Here is a 24751-nt window from a genome sequence, read left to right as displayed (position 1 = left end):
GTCCGACTATCGGGGTCAAACCGCGCCCCGGCAACTGAACAATCGCCTGGGTGAAACCCAAACGGATGCACAATCTGCTTCCCTTACTCAAACTGGTATACTATCATACCAGATAGGAAAAGTGTTGAGTGAAAGAGCGAAACCATGACCGAATTTCCCATCGTGGAGGCCGGTGAAAACGTCACCCGTCAGGTGCTTGCAGACCATCCCGACCTGATGGTCGTGGCCTTTACCTTTGGCGCCGAAGGGGCCGAGGGCGCGTTGCACAACCACGTCCACGTCCAATCGACGTTCGTCGAAAGCGGTCGCTTTCGCTTCACGCTGGATGGAGAGCCGATGGAAGTCGGCCCGGGGGACAGCTTCGTGATCCCCTCCAACGCCGTGCATGGCTGCGTGTGCCTGGAGCCCGGCCGCCTGGTGGATTGCTTCACCCCGCGCCGCGACGATTTTTTGTAACGCCCCCTCTTTGAAAGACGAGCCCTATGACCTTGAAGACCGAAACGCGCTACGCGATTGATCCCACCCATGCCAAGACGCTCGATACCGACGGGTTGCGCAGCCATTTCCACAAGGATGGGCTGTTTGGGGAGGGAGAGATCAACCTGGTCTACACCCATTATGATCGGCTGATTCTCGGGTCAGCTGTGCCGGGCGCGGACACGTTGACGCTGGATCACATGGCCGAAACCGGCACGCCGAGCTTCCTGGATCGCCGTGAGATGGGGATCCTGAACATCGGCGATACCGGACAGGTGTCCGTCGGCGGCGACACCCACACGCTGGAACGCGGAGAGCTGCTGTACGTCGGCATGGGCGCGGGGGCCGTGACTTTCTCGGGCGCGGGACGCTTCTACATCACTTCGTCGCCCGCGCACCGCACCTGCCCCACCAAGCTGATCAAGCTATCCGATGCGCGCCGAGTTGAATTGGGATCGCGCGAGACGGCGAATGAGCGGGTCATCATCCAGTTCCTCCACCCCGAGGTCTGCGAGACGTGTCAACTGCTGATGGGCTACACGCAATTCCAACCGGGCTCTCTCTGGAACACCATGCCCGCGCACCTGCACGATCGCAGGATGGAAGCCTACCTGTATTTTGAACTGCCCGAAGACGCGCGGGTTTTCCATTTCATGGGCAAGCCCGAGGAAACCCGCCACCTTGTCATGGCCAATGAAGAGGCGGTGATTTCGCCGCCCTGGTCGATCCACTGCGGCGCGGGCACCTCTGCCTATACGTTTTGTTGGGCGATGGCGGGCGACAACGTCGACTTCGCCGATATGGATATGGTCGCCATGGACAGCTTGCGATGAACCCGTTTTCTCTGGACGGTCAGACGGCGCTCGTCACCGGGGCCAACACCGGGATTGGCCAGGCGATTGCCGTCGCCATGGGCCGGGCTGGCGCCCATGTGATCTGCGCCGGGCGGTCTTCTTGTGACGAGACGGTGGGCCAGATCGCCAGCGCCGAGGCGCTTTCGTTGGATTTCACTGACCCGATGGCCGCAAGGGATGTCTTCGCGGAACGTCAGGTGGACATTCTGGTGAATAACGCGGGCATCATCCGGCGCGACGATATCGTGGACTTCACCGAGTCTGATTGGGATGACGTCATGGACGTCAACCTGAAGGCCGCGTTTTTCACCTGCCAGGCTTTCGCCAAGGCTGCCCTGCCGCGAGGTGCCGGCAAAATCGTCAACGTCGCCTCGCTATTGTCGTTCCAGGGCGGCATCCGGGTGCCGAGTTACACCGCGTCAAAGCACGGCATCGCGGGCCTCACGAAGATCATGTGCAACGAATGGGCGGCCAAGGGCATCAACGTTAATGCCATCGCGCCCGGATATATCGAGACCAACAATACCGAGGCCCTGCGCGCCGACCCGGACCGCAACAAAGCGATCCTGGACCGCATCCCGGCAGGTCGCTGGGGCCGGGCCGATGACATCGCCGAGACGGCGGTTTTCCTCGCCTCACCCGCCGCGAACTACATTCACGGGGCGGTGTTGAACGTCGACGGCGGGTGGCTGGCTCGCTAGGGTCAGCGGCATGATAAGGCCCGCAACCGTCCACGACGCCCCCGCCATTGCAATCGTCAACCGTATCTCGTCATCAACGGCGATGCCGTGGCTACCGGTGCTGCATTCTCTCGACGGTGATACCAAGTTCTTCACCAGGGTCGTGGTGGAGCAGACCTTCGCAGTGGCCGAGGTTGACGGCGCCGTAGCAGGGTTCTGTGGCGTCCACGAAGGATGGCTCGAACAGCTCTACATTCATCCCGATCACCAAGGGCAGGGTTTGGGATCGGCCTTCATCGCCTGGGCCAAAGACGGCGCGCGTCACCTCCAGCTATGGGTGTTCGAGCAGAACCACGCCGCGCGCGCGTTCTATGCCGGGCACGGGTTTGTTGAGGCGGAGCGAACGGACGGCAGCCGCAATGTGGAGAAGACCCCAGACGTGCGGATGACCTGGGCGCGGCAGGCCGCGGATGTCTGACATGTCCCTGCACATCCGGCCCGAAGCGCCAGACGATCACGACGCTGTCCACACCCTAAACGAAGCCGCGTTTGAAAGCGCGGACTTGCCAGCGCTGGTCCAGGACCTCCGCCAGGCAAAGGCGCCGCTGCCCACCCTTTCCCTTGTCGCCGCTTATGGCGACCACCCGCCCGTCGGGCATGTGATGCTGTCGCACGCGTGGCTGGACGGGGCGGAGCGGTTGATTGACGTCATGGTCCTGTCACCGCTCGCCGTGGACCCGCCCCATCAACGGCTTGGCATTGGCACGGCTTTGATCGCGGCCGCGCTAGCAGCGGCTGATGCCCAGGGCGTGCCGTTCGTGATCCTGGAAGGAAGCCACCACTATTATGGCTCGCGGGGGTTTGAGGCCGCCGAGCCCCTGGGCATCCGGCGGCCTTCCTTGCGCATACCCGAACGGGCGTTCCAGATGGCGCGGCTGTCGGCCTACACGCCCTCCATGACCGGTACGCTGGTCTATAAGGATGTGCATTGGCGTCACGGTGTCGGGCTTTACCGGACACATTGATGCGGGGTGACGGGAGGGCCTGACGCCCTCCCCCATTGGCCTAGCTGAACAACATACCGCCGTTGATGTCGATGTTGGTGCCGGTCATGAACGCGCTGTCATCACAGGCCAGGAAGAGCACCAGATTGGCCACATCCATCGGCACGCCTTGGCGTTTGACCGGCGCGTTCGCCTCGAACGCGCGACGGCCCGCATCAGGCGTGTGGATGTTGTGAAAATCCGTGTCGACCATGCCGGGGCAGAGGCCGTTGACGCGCACGTCTGGCCCCAGCTCTTTCGCCAAGCCGCGCGTCATCGTCATCACCGCGCCCTTTGAGGACGCATAGGGCACCGAGCCGGGGCCCCCGCCGTCGCGCGCCGCTTGGCTGGCGATGTTCACGATCGTGCCCTTGCCCATATGCGGACCCACGGCCTTGATCATCAGGAAGGTGCTGGTGACGTTGAGCGTCATCACTTCATTCCAATGCTCCAGCGTCATCTCCGCGAATGTCTTGCGTGCGACCAGACCACCGGAGTTGTTGACCAACACGTCGACGCCGCCGAATTCCTCGACCGCTTTGCCAACAAGCGCGTCCACACCCGCTTGCGTGGTCAAATCGCCTTGCACGGCCACAGCCTTGCCACCGGCTGCCATGATCTCGGCCACCGTCTCATCCGCGCCGGTCGAGCTGGCGAAGTAGTTGATCACCACATTCGCGCCTTCTGCGGCCAATCGAACAGCACATGCCCGCCCAATATCGCGCCCACCGCCTGTGATAATCGCTGTTTTTCCGCCAAGTTTCATGGGGCTTTCCCTTTGTTGTTTGAGAGTTGGCTAGGCGCCAACATCGAATGTTTTTGGAACAATCACCTTGAAGCTTTGGTCGTCGGCATCGGTGAAATAGAGGTCGCAGTCGTATCCCTGGTCGTCCAGGAAGCTGAACACCCGTCGCGGGGCACTGTTGGGGTAAGGCACCAAAAGTGTCGCGATGCGGTGGCGGGTGGCCTTGGGGAAGCGCGCCGTCAGGCAGGTGCTGACAGGCAGCCCGTCGTATTCGGACGGGTCGACGCCTGGAAAGCCGGTGTTCTGGGTGAGCGTTGGCTGGCCTGCTTCGGACCACAGGAACTTGCCGTAGAACCCGGCGCGTTCGCCCGCGTACCGGAAGGTGCTTTCGCCCAGGGTCATCGGCGCATTGGTGTGGAGCAGCCAGTCGATTTCCACCGCGCCCGTGGCGTCGATGTTGTCGACGATGACGAAGTACTGGTTGCGCACGAAATAGACGTCGCGGGTGACCGAGGTGACCTCGGGCGTCATCGTCCGGTAGGCAGCGGTCGCGTCGCCCTGGATGAAGATATGATCCTCGCGCGCCTCGGCCACGTTGATCTGGCCCGCGGATGCCATGGCCATAACCTTGTCCTTGCCCGCGTATTGGCCCTTGCCGTTGATCAGGATGCCGTTCTTGGACACCGTCTGACGCCGCCACGCTTGGTGCATGGTGGAATTGAACGCCACGTAGTGCCCGGATTGGATTGCGAGATCCTCGCCAAAGCCCGCCAGACAAAAGGCGTTCTGGTCGCCGTGGCTGTGGCTGATCGCCCCGAAGGGAGAGGACTTCATCACGAATTGAATATGGTTGTCCGAGTCCTGCATCCGGTGCTGGATCGCGGCCCACCCGATGCCCTGGAACCAACGTAGCTGGTCATCGTCGGCGGGCGGCACGGCCTCGATCACCGGGAAGTCGGTGCGGTATGCGAGCTCGTCAAAATTGAAGTCCCACCAACCCCAGTTGTAGAACGCCATCTCGGTGCCCGGGTTCGTGCGTTTGATCTCGTCGTAATACCATTGGTACGCGCCGTTGCCCGTCACGCCTGCGAACTGACGCAGGTTGTAGCCGATCTTGACCGAAGGCAAATCGCCCATGGTGCTGTCGTCGCCAAAGGTCGCGCGCTTGGTGTCGGGGGACTTGGTGTAGAGCGGGAAGTCGCCCGTGCGCTGGAAGAAGGGGCGTTGGTAGAGGTCGATGCCGGAGTAGCCTTTCAGAAGGTTCGCCGCATCGATCAGGTAGGCCATCCCGGTCATCCAGTAATGCGGGCCTTCCGCCCATCCGCCGTCGCTGTCGCCCCAGGGGGAGTAGACGGTGGACAGGAACTCGACGGAATAGTGCAGCCAATCCTCCGCCTCCGGCGCGTCGTCCAGAAGGGCGATGCAGGCCGGGATCAGCACGGCCGAGACGGCGCGCACGGCGTGGCTGTCGAAGGGGAAGAGCTGGATGTTGGCGTTCTTGATGATGTGGTCGGCGGTCTCGCGCGTGCGGGCCAGGAGGGCCTCGCGGACGCGTCCCTGTTCCTCCTCCGTCATCTGGTCGAACAGCCAGTCGTAGCCCCATGCCAGCGCGAGGTTCACGCGGAACGCCCATTCGTCGGTATAGGCGCGGGACGTCGTGCCGGTGGGGTTCCAGGACGCGGCCTCCAGCAGCCATTCCTTGGCGCGGTCGAGCATCGCTTGATCGTTCGTCACCTGCCCCCCCAGGGCGAGGTGGCGAATGGCGTAGAGCAACTCTTGGCAATCAATATAGGTCTGCCGCCAAATGGGCGCGGTGCGCTTGTGGCCAGGGTAGCCTGCGGGCTCGGCCATGACCTCTCGGTCCATCCATGGGGTCACGGACTTCTCATAGAAGATGTCCCAGGTGTGGGTGGTGGGGTCTTTGGCGACGTCCTTGCGGAAAGCGTCCAAACGGTCCGGCGTCATCCACAGGCGCGGGTGCGCGCGGGTTGTCTTGGCGAACCGATCGGCGCGCGAGGGCAGCGGCGTCTGCGGCAGGTCTTCGGTGATGGTGAAGGTCCGAGAACTGCTCCAGGCGGTGATGGGCGCACCGGACGCGTCACAGACGGCGTAGGACCAATGGTAATCGCCGGCCTCTAGCGCCACGTCCGGGGTGAAGAAATTCAATGGGATGCCCGCGAAAACCTGCGTGGCAGCGGCCGGATAGGCAGGGTCCGTGCTGAGGCGCAGCACGAAAAGCGCCTCGTCTTCGATGACGGGAAGCCAGGTGAACCGCGGCGGGTTCTCCACGATCTTGCTGTCCGCATCGGGGGCGTACTGGATGGTCAGACGACCCGTTTTCGGCTCATCCAGCATCGGTATCATGGTCTTGGCGGTTTGGCCGGACATCTGTCGTCTTTCAGCTCGGGTCTCGAAAGGGCGTGCGGCCCGGGAAAGGGCCACACGCCGATGGTTTGGAACGGCTTAGCCGTACTGGCGGGCGTAGGCGGAGTTGATCACTTCGATCACCTCCTGATAGCCCATGTCGTTCAGCGTCTCGATGTAGGCATCCCAGTCCTCATCGATGTCGCCCGAGCCCAGAACCCACGCCTGCTGACGCTCCAGCATGTAGGTCCGGATGGACGGCCAGTAACGGTCATAAACGGCCTGCTCGTCCTCGGTGAAGGCAACGCCCAGGAACTGATCGACCAGCAGATCGTTAGCGGCATAAAGCTCGATGCCCTCGCGGGCGGCCTCTGCCGTCCACTGCCACTCATAGCGGTAGTCCTGCCAGTAGCCGCGCTGGATCTGCGCGCCTTGCAGATACATCTGAGAGTTCACGGCCTGGTCGGCATTCAGAACCTCGTCGGTGAACACCGGCTCCCCGTCGATCATGTTCCAGGTCTGACCCTCGACGCCGAAATTCGACAGAAGACGGCCCTCTTCGGTGAACCAGAAGTCGAAGTATTGGATCGTCTCGACCACATGCTCGTTGGAGTAGCTGATCGCCCAACCATCCGGCTTCACCGGGATGCGGCGATGCTCTTCCATACGCACGCCACCGGCGGATTCTGGCGGCAGGAACGGGATGAAGTTGAAGCCCGGGATCTCGTCAGCCAGCGCGGCGTTGTAGCCAGAGGTCGAGGCGAACCAATCGTGGGTGAAGCCGCCGAGGTTCTCGGACAGCAGGTAATCGCGCGAGGACGAGCCGCGCGTGAAAACCTCTGGGTCGATCAGCCCTTCCTCGTACCACTGGGCCACGTTCCCCAAGCCAACGCGGTAGGCGTCTTCGGCATAGGGGTGGGACAGCGTGCCTTCGGGCGTGATGTAGAAGTCGTGGTAGGTGTCCGAGCCGGACGAGCGCGCGTCCCACAGGGTCACGAGGCGAATGGTCTCTTCCCAGTTGCGGGCGAAGAAGGGGATCTCATCCGCTTCGCCGTTGCCGTTCGGATCACCGTCGCGGAAGGCGACGAGCGTCTCATAGAGCTCTTCGACGTTCTGCGGCTGCTCCAGACCCAGCGTATCCAGCCAATCCTGGCGAATGAAATAGGCGCGGCCGAACTGACCGTCGGGCAGATAGGGGATGTAGTAGATGTTGCCGTCGTAGGCCTGGATCGAGTTGAAGACCTCTGGATGGCTGTCGAAATAGGCCTGGATGTTCGGCGCATGCTCGGCGATCAGATCGTTGAGCGGCACGAAAGCACCCTGGGGGCCGAACTCATTGACGGGCTGGCGGATCAGGTGACCGCCGACGATGTCGGGCAGATCGCCGGACGCCAGAAGCAGGTTCATCGCCTCGCCAGCGTCGGTGGAGTTCGCGCCTACGGTCGCGTCGGTCAGCGAGATACCGGTCAGGCGGCGGGCTTCCAGTTCCACCGGATAAATCTCGGATGTCTCGCCGCCCACACCGTAGCCCTGGGCGCGGGGCCAGTGCATGTGGATCGTCAGCTCAAGTGGCTCGTCCACGATCATCAGATGTCCGTCGGCAAAGACGGGCGCGGTCAGCGCGGTCGATGCCAGAATGGCCGAGGCCAATGTCATTTTACGCATAGTGTTCCTCCCTTTATGCGGTCGTTTGGTCACTCTTTGACGCCGCCCAACATGATGCCCTTGCTGAAATACTTCTGCAGGAACGGGTAGATGAGCAGGATGGGGATGATCGAGCAGACAATGATCGCGGCACTGACTGTCTCGAACGAATAGGTGGAGTTCAAAAGCGTGGTCGAGAATTCCTCGTCATCGCTCAGCTCCAGTATCACGTGGCGCAGATAGACTTGCAGGGGGATCTTGTCCTCGTCCTGCAACAGCACCATGGCCCAGAAAAAGCCGTTCCAGCGCGACACGATGCAGAACAGCGCAACCGTGGCGATGGCCGGTTTGGAAAGCGGCATGTAGACCTTCCAGAGCACCTGGAATTCATTGGCCCCGTCCATGCGCGCAGCCTCTTCAAAGGACTCGGGGATGCCTTCAAAGAAGTTGCGCAGCAGGATGATGTTGAAGCCGTTCACCGCGAAACCGATGATGATGCCGAAGTAGCTATCCAAAAGGCCCAGATCGCGCATGTTCAGGAAAAACGGGATCATGCCCGCGTGGAACCACATGGTGAACGCCACCATCAGGTTCCAGAAGCGGCGGCCATAGAGCTGGCGGCGCGACAGCGCGTAGGCGCCGGGGATGATGAACGCGAGGCTCATCAGCGTGCCGCCGATGGTGTAGATGAAGGTGTTGCCGTAGCTGACCCAGAACATGCGTTCCGACAGGACCTGCGCATAGGCGTCCAGCGTGAAGCCCACGGGCGTCAGCACGACGTTGCCCGCGCGCGCCTCGAACCCTGAACTCATGGAAAGCGACGCGATGTAGATGAACGGATAGAGCGCCGAGATCGTGAAGATCGTGATCAGGAACATGTTGAGGATGACGAACATTTTGTCGCCACGGGAATAGAGGTTCATGTTGGCCATTAGAACGTGTCCTTCTTCAAAAGGATCATCGTCTTGCCGGTCTTGACGAGGCAGCGTTCGATACGAACGCGTTCGGCAAGGTTAGGGAAGTCGTTTTTGAAGGACACGTTCAACCTCCTCACCACAGAGACGTGCGCGAGTAGCGCTTGGAAATTGCGTTGGCGCTCATCACAAGGACGAAGGCCACGACCGCGTTGAACAGGCCTGCGGCGGCGGCAAGGTCGTATTGGCCGCCCTGCAGGCCCTGGCGATAGATGAAGGTGTTGACCACATCCGCCGTCTCGTAAGTGGCGGGCTGATAGAGCAGGATGATCATCTCGAAAGAGACCTCCAGCATATTGCCGATGCGGATGATCAGCATGATGATGATCGTGGGCAGGATCGACGGGATGGTGATCTTCCACATCATCTGCCAGCGCGAGGCACCGTCTACCACCGCGGATTCGTAGAGCGTGGGTGAGACGCCCGCGATGGCCGCGAGGTAGACGATGGACTGGAACCCGGCCTCTTGCCAGATCGTTGTGCCGACGAAGATGGGCCTGAACCATTCGGGCCTTGTCAGGAAATAAACGGACTCGCCCCCGAACCATTCGATCACCGTGTTCACGATCCCCGCCGAGGGGGAGAATGCGGTGATCACGATGCCCGCGATGATCACGGAAGAGATGAAGTGGGGCAGGTAGACAATGGTCTGCGCGGTCTTCTTGAACCATTCCCGCAGGATCTCGTTGAACATCAGGGCCAGAAGGATCGGCATCGGGAAGCCAAAGATCAGGCTGAGGAAGCTGATATAGACCGTGTTGCGCAGGGCGCGGATGAACTGATCGTTGTTGAACAGCGTCTCGAAATGTTCGAACCCGACCCAGGGGCTGGCGGCGACGCCACGGAACACCGAGTAATCCTTGAAGGCGATCTGCAGGCCGTACATCGGCTTGTAGAGGAACACGAGCAGCCAGATGATCGTCGGGATCAGCATGACATAGAGCTGCCATTCGCGCCGCAGATGATCGCCGACGCGCTGGATCCGCGAGGGGCGGGTCCTGTGCAGCGCCTGCTTGGCCAGGATCACGGTCTCTTCCGTTTTGGCGGGACCGCCGACGTTGGTGCCCGGCGTGCTCATTCGATGCGTGTCTGGCCGGAGAGGGCCAGGCCTGTGTTGGCGTCAAACACCTTGCTCAAGCTTGAGCAGGCAGTGAAGCCTTTGACATCATTGAGTTTCTCAATATTGCCCAAAGTCTCGGTACGGATCACGAAGGGTTTTCCGGCGACAGTCAGATGCAACAAAGCCTCCGAACCCAACGTCTCTACCAGGTCCAATTCGCCCATGACGGCGCCCGGCGTGGGCTCGGTCACGATCTGGGCGTATTCGGGCCGGATCCCGACGATAACCTCGCGGCCCACGGCGTTTTGCAGCCCCGGCAACGGCGCCAGCGCGATCTTCTGGTCCCCGAATTCCGCCACGGGCCCGGTGTCGCCCTCGGCAATCGTGGCCTTGATCTGGTTCATCGGCGGCGCGCCCAGAAAACCCGCCACGAAGGAATTGGCGGGGTTGAGGAACAGCTCCATCGGGGTGCCGATCTGCTCGATCCGGCCGTCGTTCATCACCACGATCCTGTCGGCCAAGGTCATCGCCTCTACCTGGTCATGGGTCACATAGATGCTGGTCACGCCAAGGCGCTTGTGCAGGCGCTTGATCTCGGCCCGCATCTGGGTGCGAAGCTTGGCATCAAGATTGGAAAGCGGCTCATCAAAGAGGAAAACCTTGGGGCGGCGCACGATGGCGCGCCCCATGGCGACCCGCTGGCGCTGGCCGCCCGAAAGGTCGGCGGGACGGCGCTGCAGATAATCCTGCAAGCCCAGGATGCCCGCGACTTCCGCGATGGAATCCTCGATGACCTGCTTGCTTTCCTTGCGGATGCGCAGGCCGAAGGCGATGTTATCGGCCACGTTCAGGTGCGGATAAAGCGCGTAGTTCTGGAACACCATCGCCACATCGCGATCCTTCGGGGCGACGCGGTTGACGAAACGCTCGTCAATGGTCAGCTCTCCGTCCGAGATTTCTTCGAGGCCCGCGATCATGCGCAGCGTTGTGGATTTGCCGCACCCCGACGGGCCGACGAGCACAACGAATTCCTTTTCCTGTACTTCCAGATCGATCCCATGGACGACTTGAACGGCGCCATACGCCTTGACGATGTTGTTCAGTACTACGCCGGACATGACCCCTCCCGATGCCATGGACTGCGACCCTTCGCGCTGTGCGAATGATTCGCCGTTTTCAAGTGGTATACTAGTTGCTCCAATCTAGAATACTAGTATTGATTTTTTGATTTCATGCGGCCTAGGGTGACCCATCCAAAGGGACGCCCCATGAAGATTGCCGAAGTCATTGTCACACCCATCGCCATCCCCGACGTCCCGTTGGCGAACACCAAAGGGGTGCATCCTTCGGTGTTCCTGCGCGCCGTGATCGAGGTGAAGACGGACACCGGGCTTGTGGGTTTGGGAGAGGCCTACGGCGCGAAACGCACGCTTACCGGCCTGCAAACCGTGGCGCCCACGCTGGAGGGGCTTGACCCCTATAACCTGCGAGAGTTGCGCCGCCGCGTGGAAGAGGCCCTGCCCAATAGTGGCGGGGTGAATGCCCCCACCGCCTTGGCCGATCACAAGGTGATCGATGTCGTCTACTCCGCGTTCGAGATCGCGCTTCTGGACATTCGCGGCAAGGAGGTAGGGAGACCGCTGTACGATTTGCTCGGCGGGGCCGTGCGCAAGACAATCCCTTTCGGCGGCTACCTCTTCTATAAGTTTGCCAAGCAGGATCTGACCTTTGGCCCCGATATCATGGGCGAGGTGATGACGCCCGATACGCTGGTGGCCCAAGCCAAGGATTTTGCCGCGGAATACGGTTTCAAATCCTGGAAACTGAAGGGCGGCGTTCTGCACCCGGACCTGGAGGTCGAGACGCTTTTGAAGCTGCGCGAAGCCTTCCCCCATGACGGCTTGCGGATCGACCCCATGGGCGGTTGGACGATCGAGACCACGTTGAAAGTGATCGACCAGCTTGGCGGCACCGCAGGTGGCGTTCTGGAGTACCTGGAAGACCCCGTGCGCGGCATGGACGCGATGGCGGCGCTGTCGGCGCAGACCGATATGCCGCTCGCCACAAACCTTGTGGTGGTGGAGTTCGAACAGATCATCGAGGCCGTGAAGAAAGACGCCGTGCAGATTGTGCTGTCAGACCATCACTATTGGCGCGGCGCGACGGGGGCCGTGCATCTGGGCGAGATCTGCCGCGCGGCCAACCTGGGTGTTTCGATGCATTCGAACTCTCACCTCGGGATATCGCTGGCCGCGATGTGCCACGTGGCGGCGGCCACGCCGAACCTGACCTATGACTGCGACACCCATTATCCCTGGTCGACGAAAGAGATCATCAAGGGCGGGCGGCCCACGTTCAAGGACGGGACGTTGCAGGTGCCGGACGGACCCGGTCTGGGTGTCGAGTTGGACCATGAGGCGGTGGCCGAGCTTCATGATTTATATAACAAAGCCATGGTGCAAGACCGCGACGACACGGACGAAATGCTCAAATACATCCCGGACTACGTTCGCAAAGTGCCCAGATGGTAGGCACAAGCGACAGGCCGACACCGCGCGGCTGACTGAAGACTGGCCAATCGGCTTCTAGCCCCTTATTCCCTTCCCAAACGGAGGACGACCAAATGCCAAGTGTTGCACGCACCAGAGACCGCCGAACCAGCGTCGACGTCGTGTTCGAGCACTTGCACAACGCCATCGCCACGTTGGAACTGCTGCCCGGCGACAAGATTTCAGAGGCCGAGATTGCTGCGCAATTCGGCGTGTCGCGCCAACCCGTCCGCGATGCGTTCAGCCGCTTGGCGAACCTCGATCTGCTGCTGATCCAGCCGCAGAAAGCGACCGAGGTAAAGCGCTTCTCGTTGAAGGAAATCACCAAGTCCCGGTTTGTCCGTGCCAGCGTGGAGGCCGAGGTTCTGCGCCGTGCCGCCCGTGAAGCAACGCCCGCCGATAGCGCCCTTCTGGACGCCTGCCTGGCGCAGCAAGCCCATGTGGTGCCCGGCGGCCGGTATGAGGATTTCGGCAAACTGGACTATGAGTTCCACGAGACGTTGTGCCGGATCGCAAAGGTCGATTTCGCGTTCGAGGTGATCTCGTTCGAGAAGGCCAATGTGGACCGGCTCTGCATGCTCAGCCTGTCGAAAGACGACCGGATGGAAGACTTGCTGGAAGATCACCGCGCCATCGCCGAGAAGATCAAGGCGGGCGATGCGGAGGGGGCCGTGGAAGTCGGCATGTTCCACCTCTCACGGCTGGACGCCACGATCGAGACGATCTTCAAAGACAACCCCGACTACTTCGAGAGTTAGGCACCGGCGACGTCAGCGCGTTTCCAATCCCCGCGCCAGAGGCGGCGGTGGAACAGCGGGAATTTGACGAGTTCTTCCATAAAGACCAGCGCGAAGACCACTGCGACCGGCCATTCCAGAACCAGCACGAATAGCGCTGTCACGGGCACTTTGAACGCCCATTGGCCCGTCAGGAAAATGTTCATCACGTAAAGCGTGTCGCCGGACGCGCGCAGCGTATGGCCGCAGATCGCGTTGGAGCCTTTGGGGAAGGGCAATAGCAGCAGCGTCGGCAGGAACCACCACAGGGTGGCGCGGGTCTCTGCCTCCAACCCGCTGTAAATCCAGGGCGACGCGAGGCAGATCGCCAGGTAGATGACCGAGACGACACCCGCCGCCACGAACGCCATCCGCCACGCGCCGCTGAGGAAGATGTCCAAGGTCTGCTCTTTCGCGCCCGCCCCCAGCAGTTGCGCGACGATGATGCCGGTCGCCTGTGCCCAACACATCCCGAAAGTGCCCGCGACCTGTACCCAGGGTGTGATCAGGGTGAGGGCGGCGAAGTCGTTCACGCTCATCCGTGCGTAGATGAGCACGCAGACCTGGGTGCCGACGGTCATGCTGAGGAACGTCGCCGCAATGGGCCAGGAGAAGATCAGGTGGCGTTTCAGGGCAAAGGACAGACTGCCGCGGGACCAGCCCGGCACGCCCCGGAAAAGACGGTTCTGGCGGTGGAACTGGACGCCCAGAAAGACCGCGCGGGTCAGCGAGGCGAGCGCACTGCCATATGCAGCACCCGCGACGCCCAACTCGGGCGCGCCGTAAAGGCCGTGGATGAGCACGACGCTGGCAATGATGTTGACCGGCAAGGCCAGAAGATAGCTGTAGAACGTGACCCGCGTCTTGCCGCAGCCGTTGAAGTGGCTGCCCAGGCATTGACCGATGGCCTCGGCGAAGATGACCAGCAGGAAGACGTTGAGATACTCTATCGCCTGGCGCGCAATCGCCTCGGTCTGGGCGAAGCTGTCGATGATCCATTGCCCAAAGATCACCACGCCAAGTACCCCGAGGGAGACCGACACCAGGTTGATGATCAACCCGCAAAAGAACGCCGTTTTCAGGCCGAGGTCCCCCGAGGCTCCGAACGACTGCGCGATGCGGATCTGGGTGGCGTTTGAAAAGGCGAAGAGGATGCCCAAAAGCAGCCCAGCCAAAGCGCCCGCCAGCCCGATGGCGGCCAGCGCCTCCTCCCCCAGAGACGAGATCAGGTAGGCGTCGATCACCACGATGCCGTGCAGCATCAGCGCCTTGAGCGTCAGCGGCCAAGCCACGGCATAGATCGCCTTAGGTGTCGGGGCAGTCGTCATCGTGGGGGATTTCCAATCTCTCCAGGAGCATATTGAAGACTAGTATGCCAGATGTAAACACGGCCCCCTGCACAAGCCCTGCACAAAACGCCCTTTCCACCTGCACGACTAGGACCGCCCGCCTGCAAACGCCCCTGCCAGATCTGGCGTCAACAACAGACGCACCACGACAAGGAGAGGTTTCATGGGTGAGCAATTGGTTATTCGCGGGGTTCCCGCACGGCTGGAAAAAGACGCCTGGTGGTTCATCGATGCTGATGAGGGCGGCGCGGCCTCGGGCGGGGCAACTCCACCATTGGACGGCACCCGCCTGCCCCCCAAGGCGCTGGCTGCCCTGGCCCTGATGATCGCGCTTGCCGATCAGGTGTTCTGGGATCGCGACCTTGGCGTATCCGTCGCGCTTTACGCTCTGGCCCTGGCCGCCGGCATGGTCGCCCTGAAGCCGGGCGGTGTCACCGGGCGCGAGGCCGCTTTGGCCATTGCATTCATGGCCGCCTGCGTGGCCCCGGTAATTGAGATCGTGCAGCCGTTGTCGCTCATGTTCTGCGCTGCGGGATTGGCGGCGCTTCTGATCTGGGTGGTCCTTGGCACCTCGCCCAAGGCCAGCCAAGCCCTGACGACGGTGGTCGACGCCGTTGTCATTCAGCCCTTCGCCTTCCCTCTCGACGTTGCCTCGGACCTGCGGCGCGCAGGGACTGATGTGGACTTCCCCGCCGTTTTCCGTGCAACCGCCTTGCCGGTGGGCATCGGGGTGCTGTTCCTGATCCTGTTCGCGGTCGCCAATCCGTTGATCGAGCAATCTATCGGCCGCTTGGCCGCAATCGCGCCCCTTTCGCCCGAGCATCTGACGCGTCCGTTCTTCTGGATCGTTGCCGCCTGCCTCGTATGGCCCCTCCTCCATTTCCAAGCGCGCCTTGGGGCGGGGGATCACGTGCCGCCTTCCTTCACGCTGCCCTCCACGGGCCTGATCAACCCGGCCTCTGTTCGCACCTCGCTGATCCTATTCAATGTGATGTTCGCGCTGCAAACCGCATCAGATATAGGCGTGCTGACCGGTGGCGTAACGCTCCCCGAGGGGATGACCTACGCGGGCTACGCCCATCGCGGTGCCTATCCGCTTTTGGTCACCGCGCTTCTGTCGGGGGTCTTCGCCATGGCGACGCATCGCATGGTCGCTGGCAACACGGTCCTGCGCACGCTCATGTATCTTTGGCTGGGGCAGACGCTGTTTCTAGTCGTGACCGCCGCCGTGCGCCTGGGCCTTTATGTGGAGGCCTACAGCCTTACCCACTTGCGCGTTGCGGCTTTCATCTGGATGGCGCTGATCTTCGTGGGCCTGGTGCTGATCATCGTCCAGATGGTGCAGGATCGCCCGTTCAGCTGGCTCCTCAAGGCCAACCTGATCACCCTGACGGGCACGCTTTACCTGTGCTGCTTCATCAACTTCAGCTACTTAATCACCGACTACAACATGGCCAACGCGGCGCCCGATGCACTGGACCTTGCCTATCTGTGCGGCCTGGGTGAACAGGTGATCCCGGCGATGATGGACTACGGCCAGATTACCGACCAAACCGCCTGTGGGCGGGGCAACTACCCCGCCATCCGGTTCGAGCCGATTGAACACTGGCAGGAATGGGGCTTTCGCCGCTGGCGCCTGCAACGTTACTTAGAAGCTTACCACGATCTGTGAGGCCCCACCGATGCCGCCAAGAATTCTGATCGTCGATGACGATCCCAACATCAAAGACGTGATCGGCTTCGCGGTCGAGGCGGCAGGGTTCGCCCCCGCCTTCGCGGCGGACGGGGCGGAGGGCCTGGCCAAAGCGCAATCCGGCGCGTTCGACCTGGTGGTCCTGGACATCGGGCTGCCCGAGCGGGACGGGCTGGAGGTCTGCAAAGAGCTGCGCAAGACCTCGGACGTACCGATCCTGTTCCTGACCGCCCGCGATGATGAGATCGACCGCGTGCTGGGGATGGAGATCGGCGGCGATGATTATGTCACCAAACCCTTCAGCCCGCGGGAGCTTGTGGCGCGGATCAAGGCGATCCTGAAGCGCGCGGCCCGAGTGGTACCCGAGACCGGCCCGCTGTCGCGGGGCGCGCTAAGCGTGGATGTCGACCGGCACCTTTGCCGGATTGGCGAGACTGACATCGCGCTGACGACCTCCGAATTCGCGCTGCTGGCCGCGCTGATGCGGCGGCCCGATCATGTCGTGTCGCGCGCGCAACTGGTGGATGAGGTCTATGGCAGCAACATCCACGTCTCGGACCGCACGATTGATAGCCATATTCGCAACCTTCGCGCCAAACTGAAGGACGCAGGCCTGGACGAGGCGATTGTCACGATCCACGGCGTCGGCCTAAGGATGGGTCCATGCGCGACGTAGGGCGCAAATGGCGGCCCGGCCTTTGGGCGGTGATCCTGGTGGTCCTTGGCCTCGTGCTGTGCCTGCCCATCGCCGGTCTGTTCCTGTTTCGCTTCTATGCCAACCAACTGGTGCAACAGACCGAAGAGAGCCTGCTGATGCAGGCCGCCGTGCTGACCGCCGCTTACGAGCAGCTGTACCGCGAGGCCGCCGATCTGCCGGACACGCCCACGGTGCTGCCGGCCGAACGCTCGTTCCAGCCGTTGTTCCCCTCTGTCACCATGAACCCCCAGGCGATCCTGTCGCCGCGCCCAGATGCGTTAGCGGCGACGCAGGCCGTCGGACCTGTTTATGCCGAGATTGGCCCGCAGCTTTCGCGCATGGCCCTGCGTGCGCAGGAGCAAACCCTGGCAGGCTACCGCTTCCTCGACCGCCATGGCACCGTCATTGGCGGCAGTGCCGAGGGCGGCGCCTATCTTGGTCACGTCAATGAGGTGGCCCTGGCCTTGAACGGAGAGGTCGCCTCCGTCGCCCGCACCCGCGTGCGCGAAACCGGCGAGCGGGCGCTTTACACGCTTTCCCAAGGCTCTCGCGTTCGGATCTTTGTGGCGATGCCTGCCATGGTCGGCGAGGACATCATCGGCGTCGTTTACCTCAGCCGAACGCCAAACCACATCTTCCGGTTTCTTTATGGCGAGCGCTGGAACCTGGTCCAGGCAGCCGCCTTTGTGCTTCTGTCGACCGGTCTGATCGGTTTCGTCTTCTGGCGTTTCGTCTCGCAACCGCTGCGGGCGCTTATTCGTCGCACGGACGCCATGGACAGCGCCTCCAAATGGGAACCGCTGGAGCACTACGGCACGCGGGAGGTTGAGACGCTCGCCCGCAGCTTCCAGGCCCTGACCGAGCGTCTGCACCAAAGTCGTGACACGCTGACGACCTATACGGCCCATGTGAGCCATGAGATGAAGTCCCCGCTGACCTCCATCAAAGGCGCGGCTGAGTTGATGCAGGACGACATGCCCCCCGAGACCCGCGCGCGGTTCCTCGACAACATCCTGCGTGACGCAGAACGGATCGAGGACCTGCTGGCGCGCATGCGTGACTACAGCGCCGTGGGGGCGGCGCCATTGCGGGGCGCCTGCGTGGTGGACCAGGTGCGGCCCGAGGTCGACGGCCTGGCCGTGACCGTGACCCCCGAAAACGCCACAGCCCCGATCCCCGGGGATATCCTGAGCATGGTGCTGACCCACCTGCTGGAGAATGCCGCCGACCATGGCGCGCGCGCGGTCAAGATCACCGTCGACGCGGCCGGTATGACCATCGCGGATGACGGCTGCGGCATTAGTGAGGGCAACCGCGCCCGCGTGTTCGAGCCGTTCTTCACCACCCGCCGCGATGATGGCGGCACGGGCATGGGCCTCAACATCGTCCGTTCGGCCATTGAAGCCACGGGGGGTGAAATCGCTTTGGAGCCTTCCGAGAAAGGCGCCCGTTTTCGGGTGACGTTCGGGCGGTAGACTTGGGTAAAGCAGAGCGCAGGCTTCAGTCGGACCGAAGTTTTGAACCCGCCGGAGAAACACCCCGATGCACCCGGCACAACGCCCTTGACCCGAACCACAATTCCAGCGCGGATGGCATATGGAAACCGCGTTTGAAGATGTCCCCACCGTCTGGATCCCGATGCCTGATGGCGTCCGGCTGGCCGCAAGGCTCTGGCTTCCGGACGGCCCGCCCGCGGGTGCAGTGCTCGAATACCTTCCCTACCGCCGCCGTGACGGGACGTCGCTGCGCGACGCTTCCGTCTACCCGGCCTTCGCAAAGCTTGGCCTTGCTGGCGTGCGGGTCGATATCCGGGGCACCGGCGATTCCGAGGGGCATTTCGACGACGAATACTCCGAACAGGAACTGAGCGATGGCGAGGCCGTCATCGCCTGGATCGCGGCGCAACCCTGGTGCAACGGCAACGTGGGGATGATGGGCATCTCCTGGGGCGGGTTCAACGCGTTGCAATTGGCGGCCCGCAAGCCGCCCGCCTTGAAGGCGGTGATCTCCATCGCCTCCACCGTGGACCGCTTTGCCGATGACATCCACTTCAAGGGCGGCACGCATCTGTCCGCCAACCTCTACTGGGCGACGCAGATGTTGGGCCGCGCGGCGATGCCCCCAGATGCATCCGTTGTGGGGGACGGCTGGCGGGCACAGTGGCTGGACCGGTTGGAACATCTGCCCGCCCTGATGTTCCCCTGGATGGCGCACCAGCGCCGTGATGCCTTCTGGAAACACGGCTCGATCTGCGAAGATTTCAGCGCTGTGCAAGCCCCCGCCCTCGTGATCGCCGGATGGGCCGACGGCTACCGCAACACGCCCTGGGACGCGCGGGAGGGCCTTGGCGACAAGGCACGCGCGATCAGCGGGCCCTGGGTGCATCTCTATCCCCATTTCGCGGTGCCGGAACCGCGCCTTGATTTCATCGCCGAAGCCGCGCGGTGGTGGGGCCAATACCTGCAAGGCCGCGACACGGGCGCCGAGGCTCTGCCCGCCCACCGCCTGTACCTGTCCGAAGCCGTCCGCCCCGATCAGACCCGCATCCGAGAGCCGGGGCGCTGGATCGAAATCACCCAAGGAGAGGCGACCGAAACCCTCCTGCGCCTATCGCCGGGCCAACTGGGCGCGGAGGGCGGCGGAGAGGTCACGGTCAGCACGCCGCTCGACTGTGGCGTGGACGGCGGCGAGTTCTTCACCCAGGGCGCCGACACCGACCTGCCCGATGATCAGCGCGCCGACGACGGCCTGTCGGTGTGCTTTGAGACCGAGCCCCTGGACGCCCCCATGGACATCATCGGACGCCCGACGCTGACAATCCCTATTGCGCTGGATGCGCCCCAGGGCAATCTGATCGCGCGCCTGGTCGATGTTCATCCCGACGGCACGGCCCACCGCATCAGCCTTGGCGTGCTGAACCTGTCTCACCGCATGGGCTCGGAGAGCCCGGCTGCGATGACACCCGGCAGGGTGGAAGAGGGGCGCGTGACGCTGGACGCGACCGCCTACCGCCTGCGGCCCGGTCACCGCCTGCGCCTGGCAATCTCCACCGCCTACTACCCGATGATCCTGCCCCCGCCCACGGATGTCACCGCAACCCTGTCGCTTGAGTACGCCGCGCTGCAACTGCCCTCCGCGCCTTACACTGAAATCACCCTACCACAGGCAGGCGCTGATACACGCCCCGCCTTCCCGTCCACCCCCGCCTCCATTTTTCGGCGATGCACCCGCGACCGCGCCAGTGGCCGGACCGACGTCACCGTCGAAAGCGACAGCGGCACCACCACGCATCCGGATTACGGCATCGCCTGGCGCGATATCCGGCGCTCGGATTACACGATCACGCGGGGCGACCCGCTCAGCTACCGTGCGGTCGAGGTCTGTACGAACGAGCGCACCCATGGGGGCCACCTCTGCCGTGTGATCGCCACGGGCCAGTTGCGCGCCACGGCCACGGACTGGATCATCAACGCCCGGATCGAGGCAACCCAGGACGGCGAGACCGTCTTCACGCGCGATTGGACTCAGACCATCGCCCGCGATCACATGTAGCCCGCCCATGTCTGCCCCGAAACGACCCCGCATCGCCGTCGCCGGGTTTCAGCATGAAACCAACAGCTTTTCGCCGACCCCCGCGACGCTGGCGGATTTCGAGATGGACGACAGCTGGCCCGGCCTGTCGCGCGGGCCTGATGTGATCCACCGCACCCGGGGCATCAACCTGCCCATCGCGGGGTTTGTTCAAGCCGCCGAGGCCGATCCAAGTGTCGAGATCATCCCCATCCTCTGGGCCTCGGCAGAGCCGTCCGGCCCCGTCACCGACGCCGCCTTCGACACCATCGCCGGGTGGATCCTCGACGGCCTCAAGGCTGCGGGGCCACTCGACGGGCTCTACCTTGATCTGCACGGCGCGATGATTACTGAGCGCCATGACGACGGCGAAGGCGCGTTGCTGACTTTGCTGCGCGCGGCGCTCGGCCCGGACCTTCCGATTACGATCAGCCTTGATCTGCACGCCAATATCTCTGCCACGATGGTTGCCCATGCCACTTCCATTGCGCTTTTCCGCACTTATCCGCATCTGGATATGGCCGACACCGGCGCGCGGTGTTTGCCGATGCTGAAGGCCCAAATCCAGGGCGCCCGGCCCTGCAAGGCCTTTGCGCAGGTGCCCTACCTGATCCCGCTACACGCCCAATGCACCGACATGGCGCCGATGGGGCCGCTTTACGCGCTGGCCGAAGCCGCAGGCGCAGAACTTGCCGCCGGGTTCACCGGCGGCGACACCCGCCACACCTGCCCGTCGATCCTCGCCTACGCCGACACGCAGGCGGCGGCAGACCAGGCCGTCGCAACGGTGCTGGACGCGACGATCACAGCAGAACCCGATTTCATTGGCACCCCGCCGCCGCCGGATCAGGTGGTGCGCGCGGCGATGGCATTGCCTGAAGACGCACCCGTGATCATCGCCGACGTGGAGGATAACCCCGGCGGCGGCGGATCATCAGACACCACGGGCCTTTTGCGGGCCTTGGTCGAGGGCGGCGCGCAAGGGGCCCTTCTGGGGGTGATGCACGACCCCGACGTGGCGCAGGCTGCCCACAGGGCAGGCCTTGGTGCCACCATCGCGATGCCCCTTGGCGGGCGCTCAGGCTGTGCGGGTGACAGGCCATATGAGGCCTGCTTCCAGGTCGATGCCCTATCGGACGGGCGCGTTGTGTATGAAGGGGCGATGTACGGCGGCGGAGAGGCGCAGATCGGCCCCTCGGCCTTGCTTAAGGTGATGGAAACAAACGCAGATGTCCGGATCGTCGTCAGCTCGGTGCGCAACCAATGCCTCGACCGGGGCTACTTCCGCGCGCTTGGCGTGGACCCGGAAACCGCGCGTATCGTCGCGATCAAAAGCACCGTCCATTTCCGCGAAGCCTTCGCGCCCATGGCGCAGGCCGTCTTGACCACGCGGGTGCCCGGCGCGCTTTCCAGTGACCTGACCCAAGCCCCCTTCAAGCACCTGCGCGATGGGGTCAGGTTAGGCCCCATGGGACCCGTTTTTCGACGCGCCTGAAACCCTGGCCTACTGACATTTGAATCTTGGCCGTTGCAACTAACAGTTGAAACTCTGAGGATTGCGGGCAGAATAGCCTGACAAATTGAAGATGGCCGGGCAAACCGGCCAGCAAGACAACAGTGGAGAGATACATGAAACGACTGACCGATATGGGCGGAATGAGCCGCCGAACCATGCTGCAAGGCACGGCTGCCGTCGGCACCGCCGCGCTGATCACGCCTTGGGGCACGCCGCTCCGCGCGCAGCCCGTGCAGGGCGGAACGCTGCGGGTGGGCATGGCCCACGGCTCGACCACCGACGCGCTTGACCCGGGCTCCTGGGAAGCGGACTTCATGATTTTCCAGGCGCATACGCGCAACAACTACCTGACCGAGATCGCCGCCGACGGCTCTCTCGTGCCGGAACTGGCGGAAAGCTGGGAAGCCTCGGCCGATGCCGCGACCTGGACCTTCACGATCCGCTCGGGCGTCGAGTTCCACTCCGGTCACATCCTCACCGCAGAAGATGTCGTGGCCTCCATCAACCACCACCGGGGCGAAGACAGCACCTCGGCCGCTGCGCCCATCGTTTCGGCGATCACCGATATGGCGGTCGATGGCATGAACGTCGTGTTCACGCTGGCCTCCGGCAACGCGGACTTCCCCTTCGTGATGTCCGACTATCACCTGCCGATCCTGCCCGCCCAGGCTGATGGCACCATCGACCCCAACACCCAGGACGGCTGTGGCCCGTTCCGCATTGTCGAGATCGAATTCGGCGTCGGCGCCTCCTACGCGCGTCACGAGGGCTACTGGAAAGAGGGTCTGCCCCACTTCGACGCCATCGAGCAGATCGTCATCTTCGACGACGCCGCGCGTCAGAACGCGCTGATCTCGGGCGAGGTCGACTATATCGACACCGCCGACCTGAACACCGTCCACCTGCTGGAGCGCGCGCCGGGCATCGAGATCCTGTCTGTCACCGGCACCCAGCACTACGGCCTGCCGATGGACACGCGGGCCGCGCCCTTTGACGACGTCAACGTGCGTCTGGCGCTGAAGTACGCGATCGACCGCACCCAGTTGGTGGACACGATCCTCAACGGCTACGGCAGCTTGGGCAACGACCACCCGATCGGGTCCGGTCAGCGCTTCTTCAATACCGAGCTGGAGCAGAAAGAGTACGATCCCGATCGCGCGCGCTTCCACCTGGCGGAAGCTGGCATGGAAAGCCTCGACGTGGACATCCACCTGGCCGACGCCGCCTTCGCGGGCGCGATGGACGCAGGCGTGTTGTTCTCGGAGACCGCTGCCGCCGCCGGCATCAACCTCAACGTGGTGCGGGAGCCCAACGACGGCTACTGGTCCAACGTCTGGATGCAGAAGCCCTTCGCGGGCACCTATTGGGGCGGTCGCCCGACCGAGGACCTCATGTTCTCCACCGCCTACGAGCGGGGCGTGCCGTGGAACGAGACGTTCTGGGACAACGAGCGCTTCAACGAGCTGCTCCTGCAGGCGCGCTCGGAACTGGACGAAGAGCTGCGTCGCGGCATGTACTTCGAGATGCAGGAAATCGTCTCCGACGAAGGCGGGATCATCATTCCGATGTTCGCCAACTACGTCGGCGCCTACTCCGATGCCCTCGCCCGGCCCGAACAGGTCGCGTCGAACTGGCGCAACGATGGCCACAGGATCGGCGAACGCTGGTGGTTCGCAGCCTGATCTGAAACAGCCCCCGGTCAGGCAACTGACCGGGGGATTTTTGTTCCAGGCGCCGCCCAACGCGGCGCGCTTGGAAACGGTAGCAAACGACCCGGCCAGCCCCGGCCTAAAGGACCCCCATGTCACATATCTGGACCATGATCTTGCAGCGCCTGGCCCTTGGCTTCGTCACGCTGTTCGTCGTGTCACTGATCATCTTCCTCGGCACCGAGCTTCTGCCCGGCGACTTCGCGCAAGAGATCCTTGGCCAATCCGCCACCCCTGAGACCGTCGCCGCCCTGCGCGAGCAGTTGGGCCTGAACGACCCGATGGTCACGCGCTACATCAGTTGGCTGACGGATGTGTTGCAGGGCGATTTGGGCGAGAGCCTGGCCAACGGGCAATCGGTGTCCGAGCTGATCGGGCGGCGCCTGGGCTACACGCTGTCGCTGGCCGCCTATGCCGCCGCCATCGCCGTGCCGCTGTCGCTGGTTCTGGGGATCCTCGCGGCGCTGTTCCGGAATTCGTTCTTCGACCGCTTCGCCAATGCCTCGGCGCTGACGTCGATCAGCTTCCCTGAATTCTTTGTCGCCTACATCCTGATCTTTTATCTGGCAGGCGCGGGCGGGCCGTTCCCGTCGATCTCCAACATGCGCGGCGTCGAAGGGTTGGGTGACTTCCTCTACCGCACCTTCCTGCCGGCCCTGACCCTGACCCTCGTGGTCACCGCCCACATGATGCGGATGACGCGGGCCGCGATCATCAACCTGCTGGCAAGCCCCTATATCGAGATGGCGCGCCTGAAAGGCATGTCGCCGATGCGGGTCGTCGTGAAACACGCGTTGCCCAATGCCTTGGCCCCGATCATCAACGTGGTGGCCCTGAACCTCGCCTATCTGATCACCGGTGTGGTCGTGGTGGAGGTGGTCTTCGTCTACCCCGGCCTCGGCCAGTTGATGGTCGACAGCGTGTCGGCCCGCGACATGCCGGTCGTGCAAGGCATCGCCCTTGTCTTCGCCGCAGCCTACGTGCTGCTGAACCTCACCGCGGATGTGTTGGCGACCTTGTCCAACCCCCGCCTTGTGCACCGTCGCTGAGG

At 63.1% G+C, this 24751-nt stretch carries 21 protein-coding genes; 14 read left to right on the top strand and 7 right to left on the bottom strand.

The genetic code is table 11. The features are described 5' to 3' along the window. Positions 1 to 144: 144 nt before the first annotated feature. From AC6I9R_RS04690 to AC6I9R_RS04670, 5 genes are all read left to right on the top strand, one after another. The gene (locus AC6I9R_RS04690; RefSeq protein WP_461427665.1) at positions 145 to 456 is read left to right on the top strand and encodes a cupin domain-containing protein; all 312 of its coding nucleotides are present in this window, start codon (positions 145 to 147) and stop codon (positions 454 to 456) included. Between the two features lie 26 nt (positions 457 to 482). Beyond that, complete coding sequence (gene kduI, locus AC6I9R_RS04685; protein ID WP_461427664.1) at positions 483 to 1310, top strand: 5-dehydro-4-deoxy-D-glucuronate isomerase; 828 nt, start codon at positions 483 to 485, stop codon at positions 1308 to 1310. Continuing rightward, a complete protein-coding gene (gene kduD, locus AC6I9R_RS04680) occupies positions 1307 to 2032 on the top strand; it encodes a 2-dehydro-3-deoxy-D-gluconate 5-dehydrogenase KduD (protein WP_461427663.1) in 726 nt (241 codons plus the stop codon). The genes kduI and kduD overlap by 4 nt, the downstream gene beginning before the upstream one ends. Positions 2033 to 2114: 82 nt before the next feature. Next, positions 2115 to 2489 (top strand): GNAT family N-acetyltransferase, encoded by a 375-nt coding sequence (locus AC6I9R_RS04675; RefSeq protein ID WP_497863064.1) that lies wholly within the window; start codon positions 2115 to 2117, stop codon positions 2487 to 2489. Further along, a complete protein-coding gene (locus AC6I9R_RS04670) occupies positions 2482 to 3036 on the top strand; it encodes a GNAT family N-acetyltransferase (RefSeq protein WP_497863063.1) in 555 nt (184 codons plus the stop codon). The genes AC6I9R_RS04675 and AC6I9R_RS04670 overlap by 8 nt, the downstream gene beginning before the upstream one ends. A gap of 40 nt (positions 3037 to 3076) precedes the next feature. On the opposite strand, the gene AC6I9R_RS04665 is transcribed toward AC6I9R_RS04670, so the two are convergent. The 6 genes from AC6I9R_RS04665 to AC6I9R_RS04640 form a co-directional block, all read right to left on the bottom strand. Continuing rightward, positions 3077 to 3820, bottom strand: a complete 744-nt coding sequence (locus AC6I9R_RS04665) for an SDR family NAD(P)-dependent oxidoreductase (RefSeq protein WP_461427660.1) — start codon at positions 3818 to 3820, stop codon at positions 3077 to 3079. A gap of 30 nt (positions 3821 to 3850) precedes the next feature. Beyond that, positions 3851 to 6187 (bottom strand): DUF4962 domain-containing protein, encoded by a 2337-nt coding sequence (locus AC6I9R_RS04660; protein ID WP_461427659.1) that lies wholly within the window; start codon positions 6185 to 6187, stop codon positions 3851 to 3853. A 75-nt stretch (positions 6188 to 6262) separates the two neighbouring features. Continuing rightward, entirely contained in the window at positions 6263 to 7828 is a 1566-nt protein-coding gene (locus AC6I9R_RS04655) for a type 2 periplasmic-binding domain-containing protein (protein WP_461427658.1), read from the bottom strand. A 29-nt stretch (positions 7829 to 7857) separates the two neighbouring features. After that, entirely contained in the window at positions 7858 to 8739 is an 882-nt protein-coding gene (locus AC6I9R_RS04650; RefSeq protein WP_461427657.1) for a carbohydrate ABC transporter permease, read from the bottom strand. Between the two features lie 118 nt (positions 8740 to 8857). Continuing rightward, positions 8858 to 9859, bottom strand: a complete 1002-nt coding sequence (locus AC6I9R_RS04645) for an ABC transporter permease (RefSeq protein WP_461427656.1) — start codon at positions 9857 to 9859, stop codon at positions 8858 to 8860. Continuing rightward, positions 9856 to 10959, bottom strand: coding sequence for an ABC transporter ATP-binding protein (locus tag AC6I9R_RS04640; RefSeq protein WP_461427655.1), 1104 nt, complete (start codon positions 10957 to 10959; stop codon positions 9856 to 9858). Before AC6I9R_RS04640 ends, AC6I9R_RS04645 begins: the two co-directional genes overlap by 4 nt. Positions 10960 to 11109: 150 nt before the next feature. Between AC6I9R_RS04640 and AC6I9R_RS04635 the strand changes: the two genes are divergently transcribed. Both AC6I9R_RS04635 and AC6I9R_RS04630 read left to right on the top strand, forming a co-directional pair. Further along, positions 11110 to 12372 carry an enolase C-terminal domain-like protein gene (locus AC6I9R_RS04635; RefSeq protein ID WP_461427654.1) on the top strand — a complete coding sequence of 421 codons (1263 nt, stop codon included), beginning with the start codon at positions 11110 to 11112 and terminating at the stop codon, positions 12370 to 12372. Positions 12373 to 12464: 92 nt separating this feature from the next. Beyond that, a complete protein-coding gene (locus AC6I9R_RS04630) occupies positions 12465 to 13148 on the top strand; it encodes a GntR family transcriptional regulator (protein WP_461427653.1) in 684 nt (227 codons plus the stop codon). Here AC6I9R_RS04630 and AC6I9R_RS04625 read toward each other — a convergent pair. Then, positions 13145 to 14494, bottom strand: a complete 1350-nt coding sequence (locus AC6I9R_RS04625; RefSeq protein WP_461427652.1) for an MATE family efflux transporter — start codon at positions 14492 to 14494, stop codon at positions 13145 to 13147. The two genes, AC6I9R_RS04630 and AC6I9R_RS04625, sit on opposite strands and share 4 nt — an antisense overlap. 184 nt (positions 14495 to 14678) lie before the next feature. On the opposite strand from AC6I9R_RS04625, the gene AC6I9R_RS04620 reads away from it, so the two are divergent. From AC6I9R_RS04620 to AC6I9R_RS04590, 7 genes are all read left to right on the top strand, one after another. Continuing rightward, the gene (locus tag AC6I9R_RS04620) at positions 14679 to 16187 is read left to right on the top strand and encodes a DUF4153 domain-containing protein (RefSeq protein ID WP_461427651.1); all 1509 of its coding nucleotides are present in this window, start codon (positions 14679 to 14681) and stop codon (positions 16185 to 16187) included. A 10-nt stretch (positions 16188 to 16197) separates the two neighbouring features. Then, complete coding sequence (locus AC6I9R_RS04615; RefSeq protein ID WP_461427650.1) at positions 16198 to 16884, top strand: response regulator; 687 nt, start codon at positions 16198 to 16200, stop codon at positions 16882 to 16884. Then, on the top strand, positions 16872 to 18380 hold the full coding sequence (locus AC6I9R_RS04610) for an ATP-binding protein (protein ID WP_461427649.1): 1509 nt from the start codon (positions 16872 to 16874) through the stop codon (positions 18378 to 18380). The genes AC6I9R_RS04615 and AC6I9R_RS04610 overlap by 13 nt, the downstream gene beginning before the upstream one ends. A 121-nt stretch (positions 18381 to 18501) precedes the next feature. Beyond that, entirely contained in the window at positions 18502 to 20457 is a 1956-nt protein-coding gene (locus AC6I9R_RS04605; protein WP_461427648.1) for a CocE/NonD family hydrolase, read from the top strand. 7 nt (positions 20458 to 20464) lie between these two features. After that, entirely contained in the window at positions 20465 to 21970 is a 1506-nt protein-coding gene (locus tag AC6I9R_RS04600; RefSeq protein ID WP_461427647.1) for a M81 family metallopeptidase, read from the top strand. A gap of 134 nt (positions 21971 to 22104) precedes the next feature. Then, a complete protein-coding gene (locus AC6I9R_RS04595) occupies positions 22105 to 23673 on the top strand; it encodes an ABC transporter substrate-binding protein (protein ID WP_461427646.1) in 1569 nt (522 codons plus the stop codon). Positions 23674 to 23792: 119 nt separating this feature from the next. Then, positions 23793 to 24749: an ABC transporter permease gene (locus AC6I9R_RS04590; RefSeq protein WP_461427645.1), complete on the top strand. Its 957-nt coding sequence runs from the start codon at positions 23793 to 23795 to the stop codon at positions 24747 to 24749. The last annotated feature ends 2 nt before the right edge of the window (positions 24750 to 24751 follow it).

The sequence above is a fragment of the Gymnodinialimonas sp. genome (assembly GCF_059726805.1).
Note: the sequence above shows the minus strand (reverse complement) of the source record. Positions and strands in the feature narration are given on the sequence as shown.

Bases quoted from the DNA above. Each gene is read 5' to 3' on its own strand.
- AC6I9R_RS04645 (WP_461427656.1), bottom strand. From the start codon at position 9,859: ATGAGCACGCCGGGCACCAACGTCGGCGGTCCCGCCAAAACGGAAGAG.
- AC6I9R_RS04665 (WP_461427660.1), bottom strand. From the start codon at position 3,820: ATGAAACTTGGCGGAAAAACAGCGATTATCACAGGCGGTGGGCGCGAT.
- AC6I9R_RS04690 (WP_461427665.1), top strand. From the start codon at position 145: ATGACCGAATTTCCCATCGTGGAGGCCGGTGAAAACGTCACCCGTCAG.
- AC6I9R_RS04595 (WP_461427646.1), top strand. From the start codon at position 22,105: ATGAAACGACTGACCGATATGGGCGGAATGAGCCGCCGAACCATGCTG.
- AC6I9R_RS04630 (WP_461427653.1), top strand. From the start codon at position 12,465: ATGCCAAGTGTTGCACGCACCAGAGACCGCCGAACCAGCGTCGACGTC.
- AC6I9R_RS04635 (WP_461427654.1), top strand. From the start codon at position 11,110: ATGAAGATTGCCGAAGTCATTGTCACACCCATCGCCATCCCCGACGTC.
- AC6I9R_RS04625 (WP_461427652.1), bottom strand. From the start codon at position 14,494: ATGACGACTGCCCCGACACCTAAGGCGATCTATGCCGTGGCTTGGCCG.
- kduD (WP_461427663.1), top strand. From the start codon at position 1,307: ATGAACCCGTTTTCTCTGGACGGTCAGACGGCGCTCGTCACCGGGGCC.
- AC6I9R_RS04610 (WP_461427649.1), top strand. From the start codon at position 16,872: ATGCGCGACGTAGGGCGCAAATGGCGGCCCGGCCTTTGGGCGGTGATC.
- AC6I9R_RS04655 (WP_461427658.1), bottom strand. From the start codon at position 7,828: ATGCGTAAAATGACATTGGCCTCGGCCATTCTGGCATCGACCGCGCTG.
- AC6I9R_RS04670 (WP_497863063.1), top strand. From the start codon at position 2,482: ATGTCTGACATGTCCCTGCACATCCGGCCCGAAGCGCCAGACGATCAC.
- AC6I9R_RS04605 (WP_461427648.1), top strand. From the start codon at position 18,502: ATGGAAACCGCGTTTGAAGATGTCCCCACCGTCTGGATCCCGATGCCT.
- kduI (WP_461427664.1), top strand. From the start codon at position 483: ATGACCTTGAAGACCGAAACGCGCTACGCGATTGATCCCACCCATGCC.
- AC6I9R_RS04650 (WP_461427657.1), bottom strand. From the start codon at position 8,739: ATGGCCAACATGAACCTCTATTCCCGTGGCGACAAAATGTTCGTCATC.
- AC6I9R_RS04615 (WP_461427650.1), top strand. From the start codon at position 16,198: ATGCCGCCAAGAATTCTGATCGTCGATGACGATCCCAACATCAAAGAC.
- AC6I9R_RS04640 (WP_461427655.1), bottom strand. From the start codon at position 10,959: ATGTCCGGCGTAGTACTGAACAACATCGTCAAGGCGTATGGCGCCGTT.
- AC6I9R_RS04660 (WP_461427659.1), bottom strand. From the start codon at position 6,187: ATGTCCGGCCAAACCGCCAAGACCATGATACCGATGCTGGATGAGCCG.
- AC6I9R_RS04600 (WP_461427647.1), top strand. From the start codon at position 20,465: ATGTCTGCCCCGAAACGACCCCGCATCGCCGTCGCCGGGTTTCAGCAT.
- AC6I9R_RS04675 (WP_497863064.1), top strand. From the start codon at position 2,115: ATGCCGTGGCTACCGGTGCTGCATTCTCTCGACGGTGATACCAAGTTC.
- AC6I9R_RS04620 (WP_461427651.1), top strand. From the start codon at position 14,679: ATGGGTGAGCAATTGGTTATTCGCGGGGTTCCCGCACGGCTGGAAAAA.
- AC6I9R_RS04590 (WP_461427645.1), top strand. From the start codon at position 23,793: ATGTCACATATCTGGACCATGATCTTGCAGCGCCTGGCCCTTGGCTTC.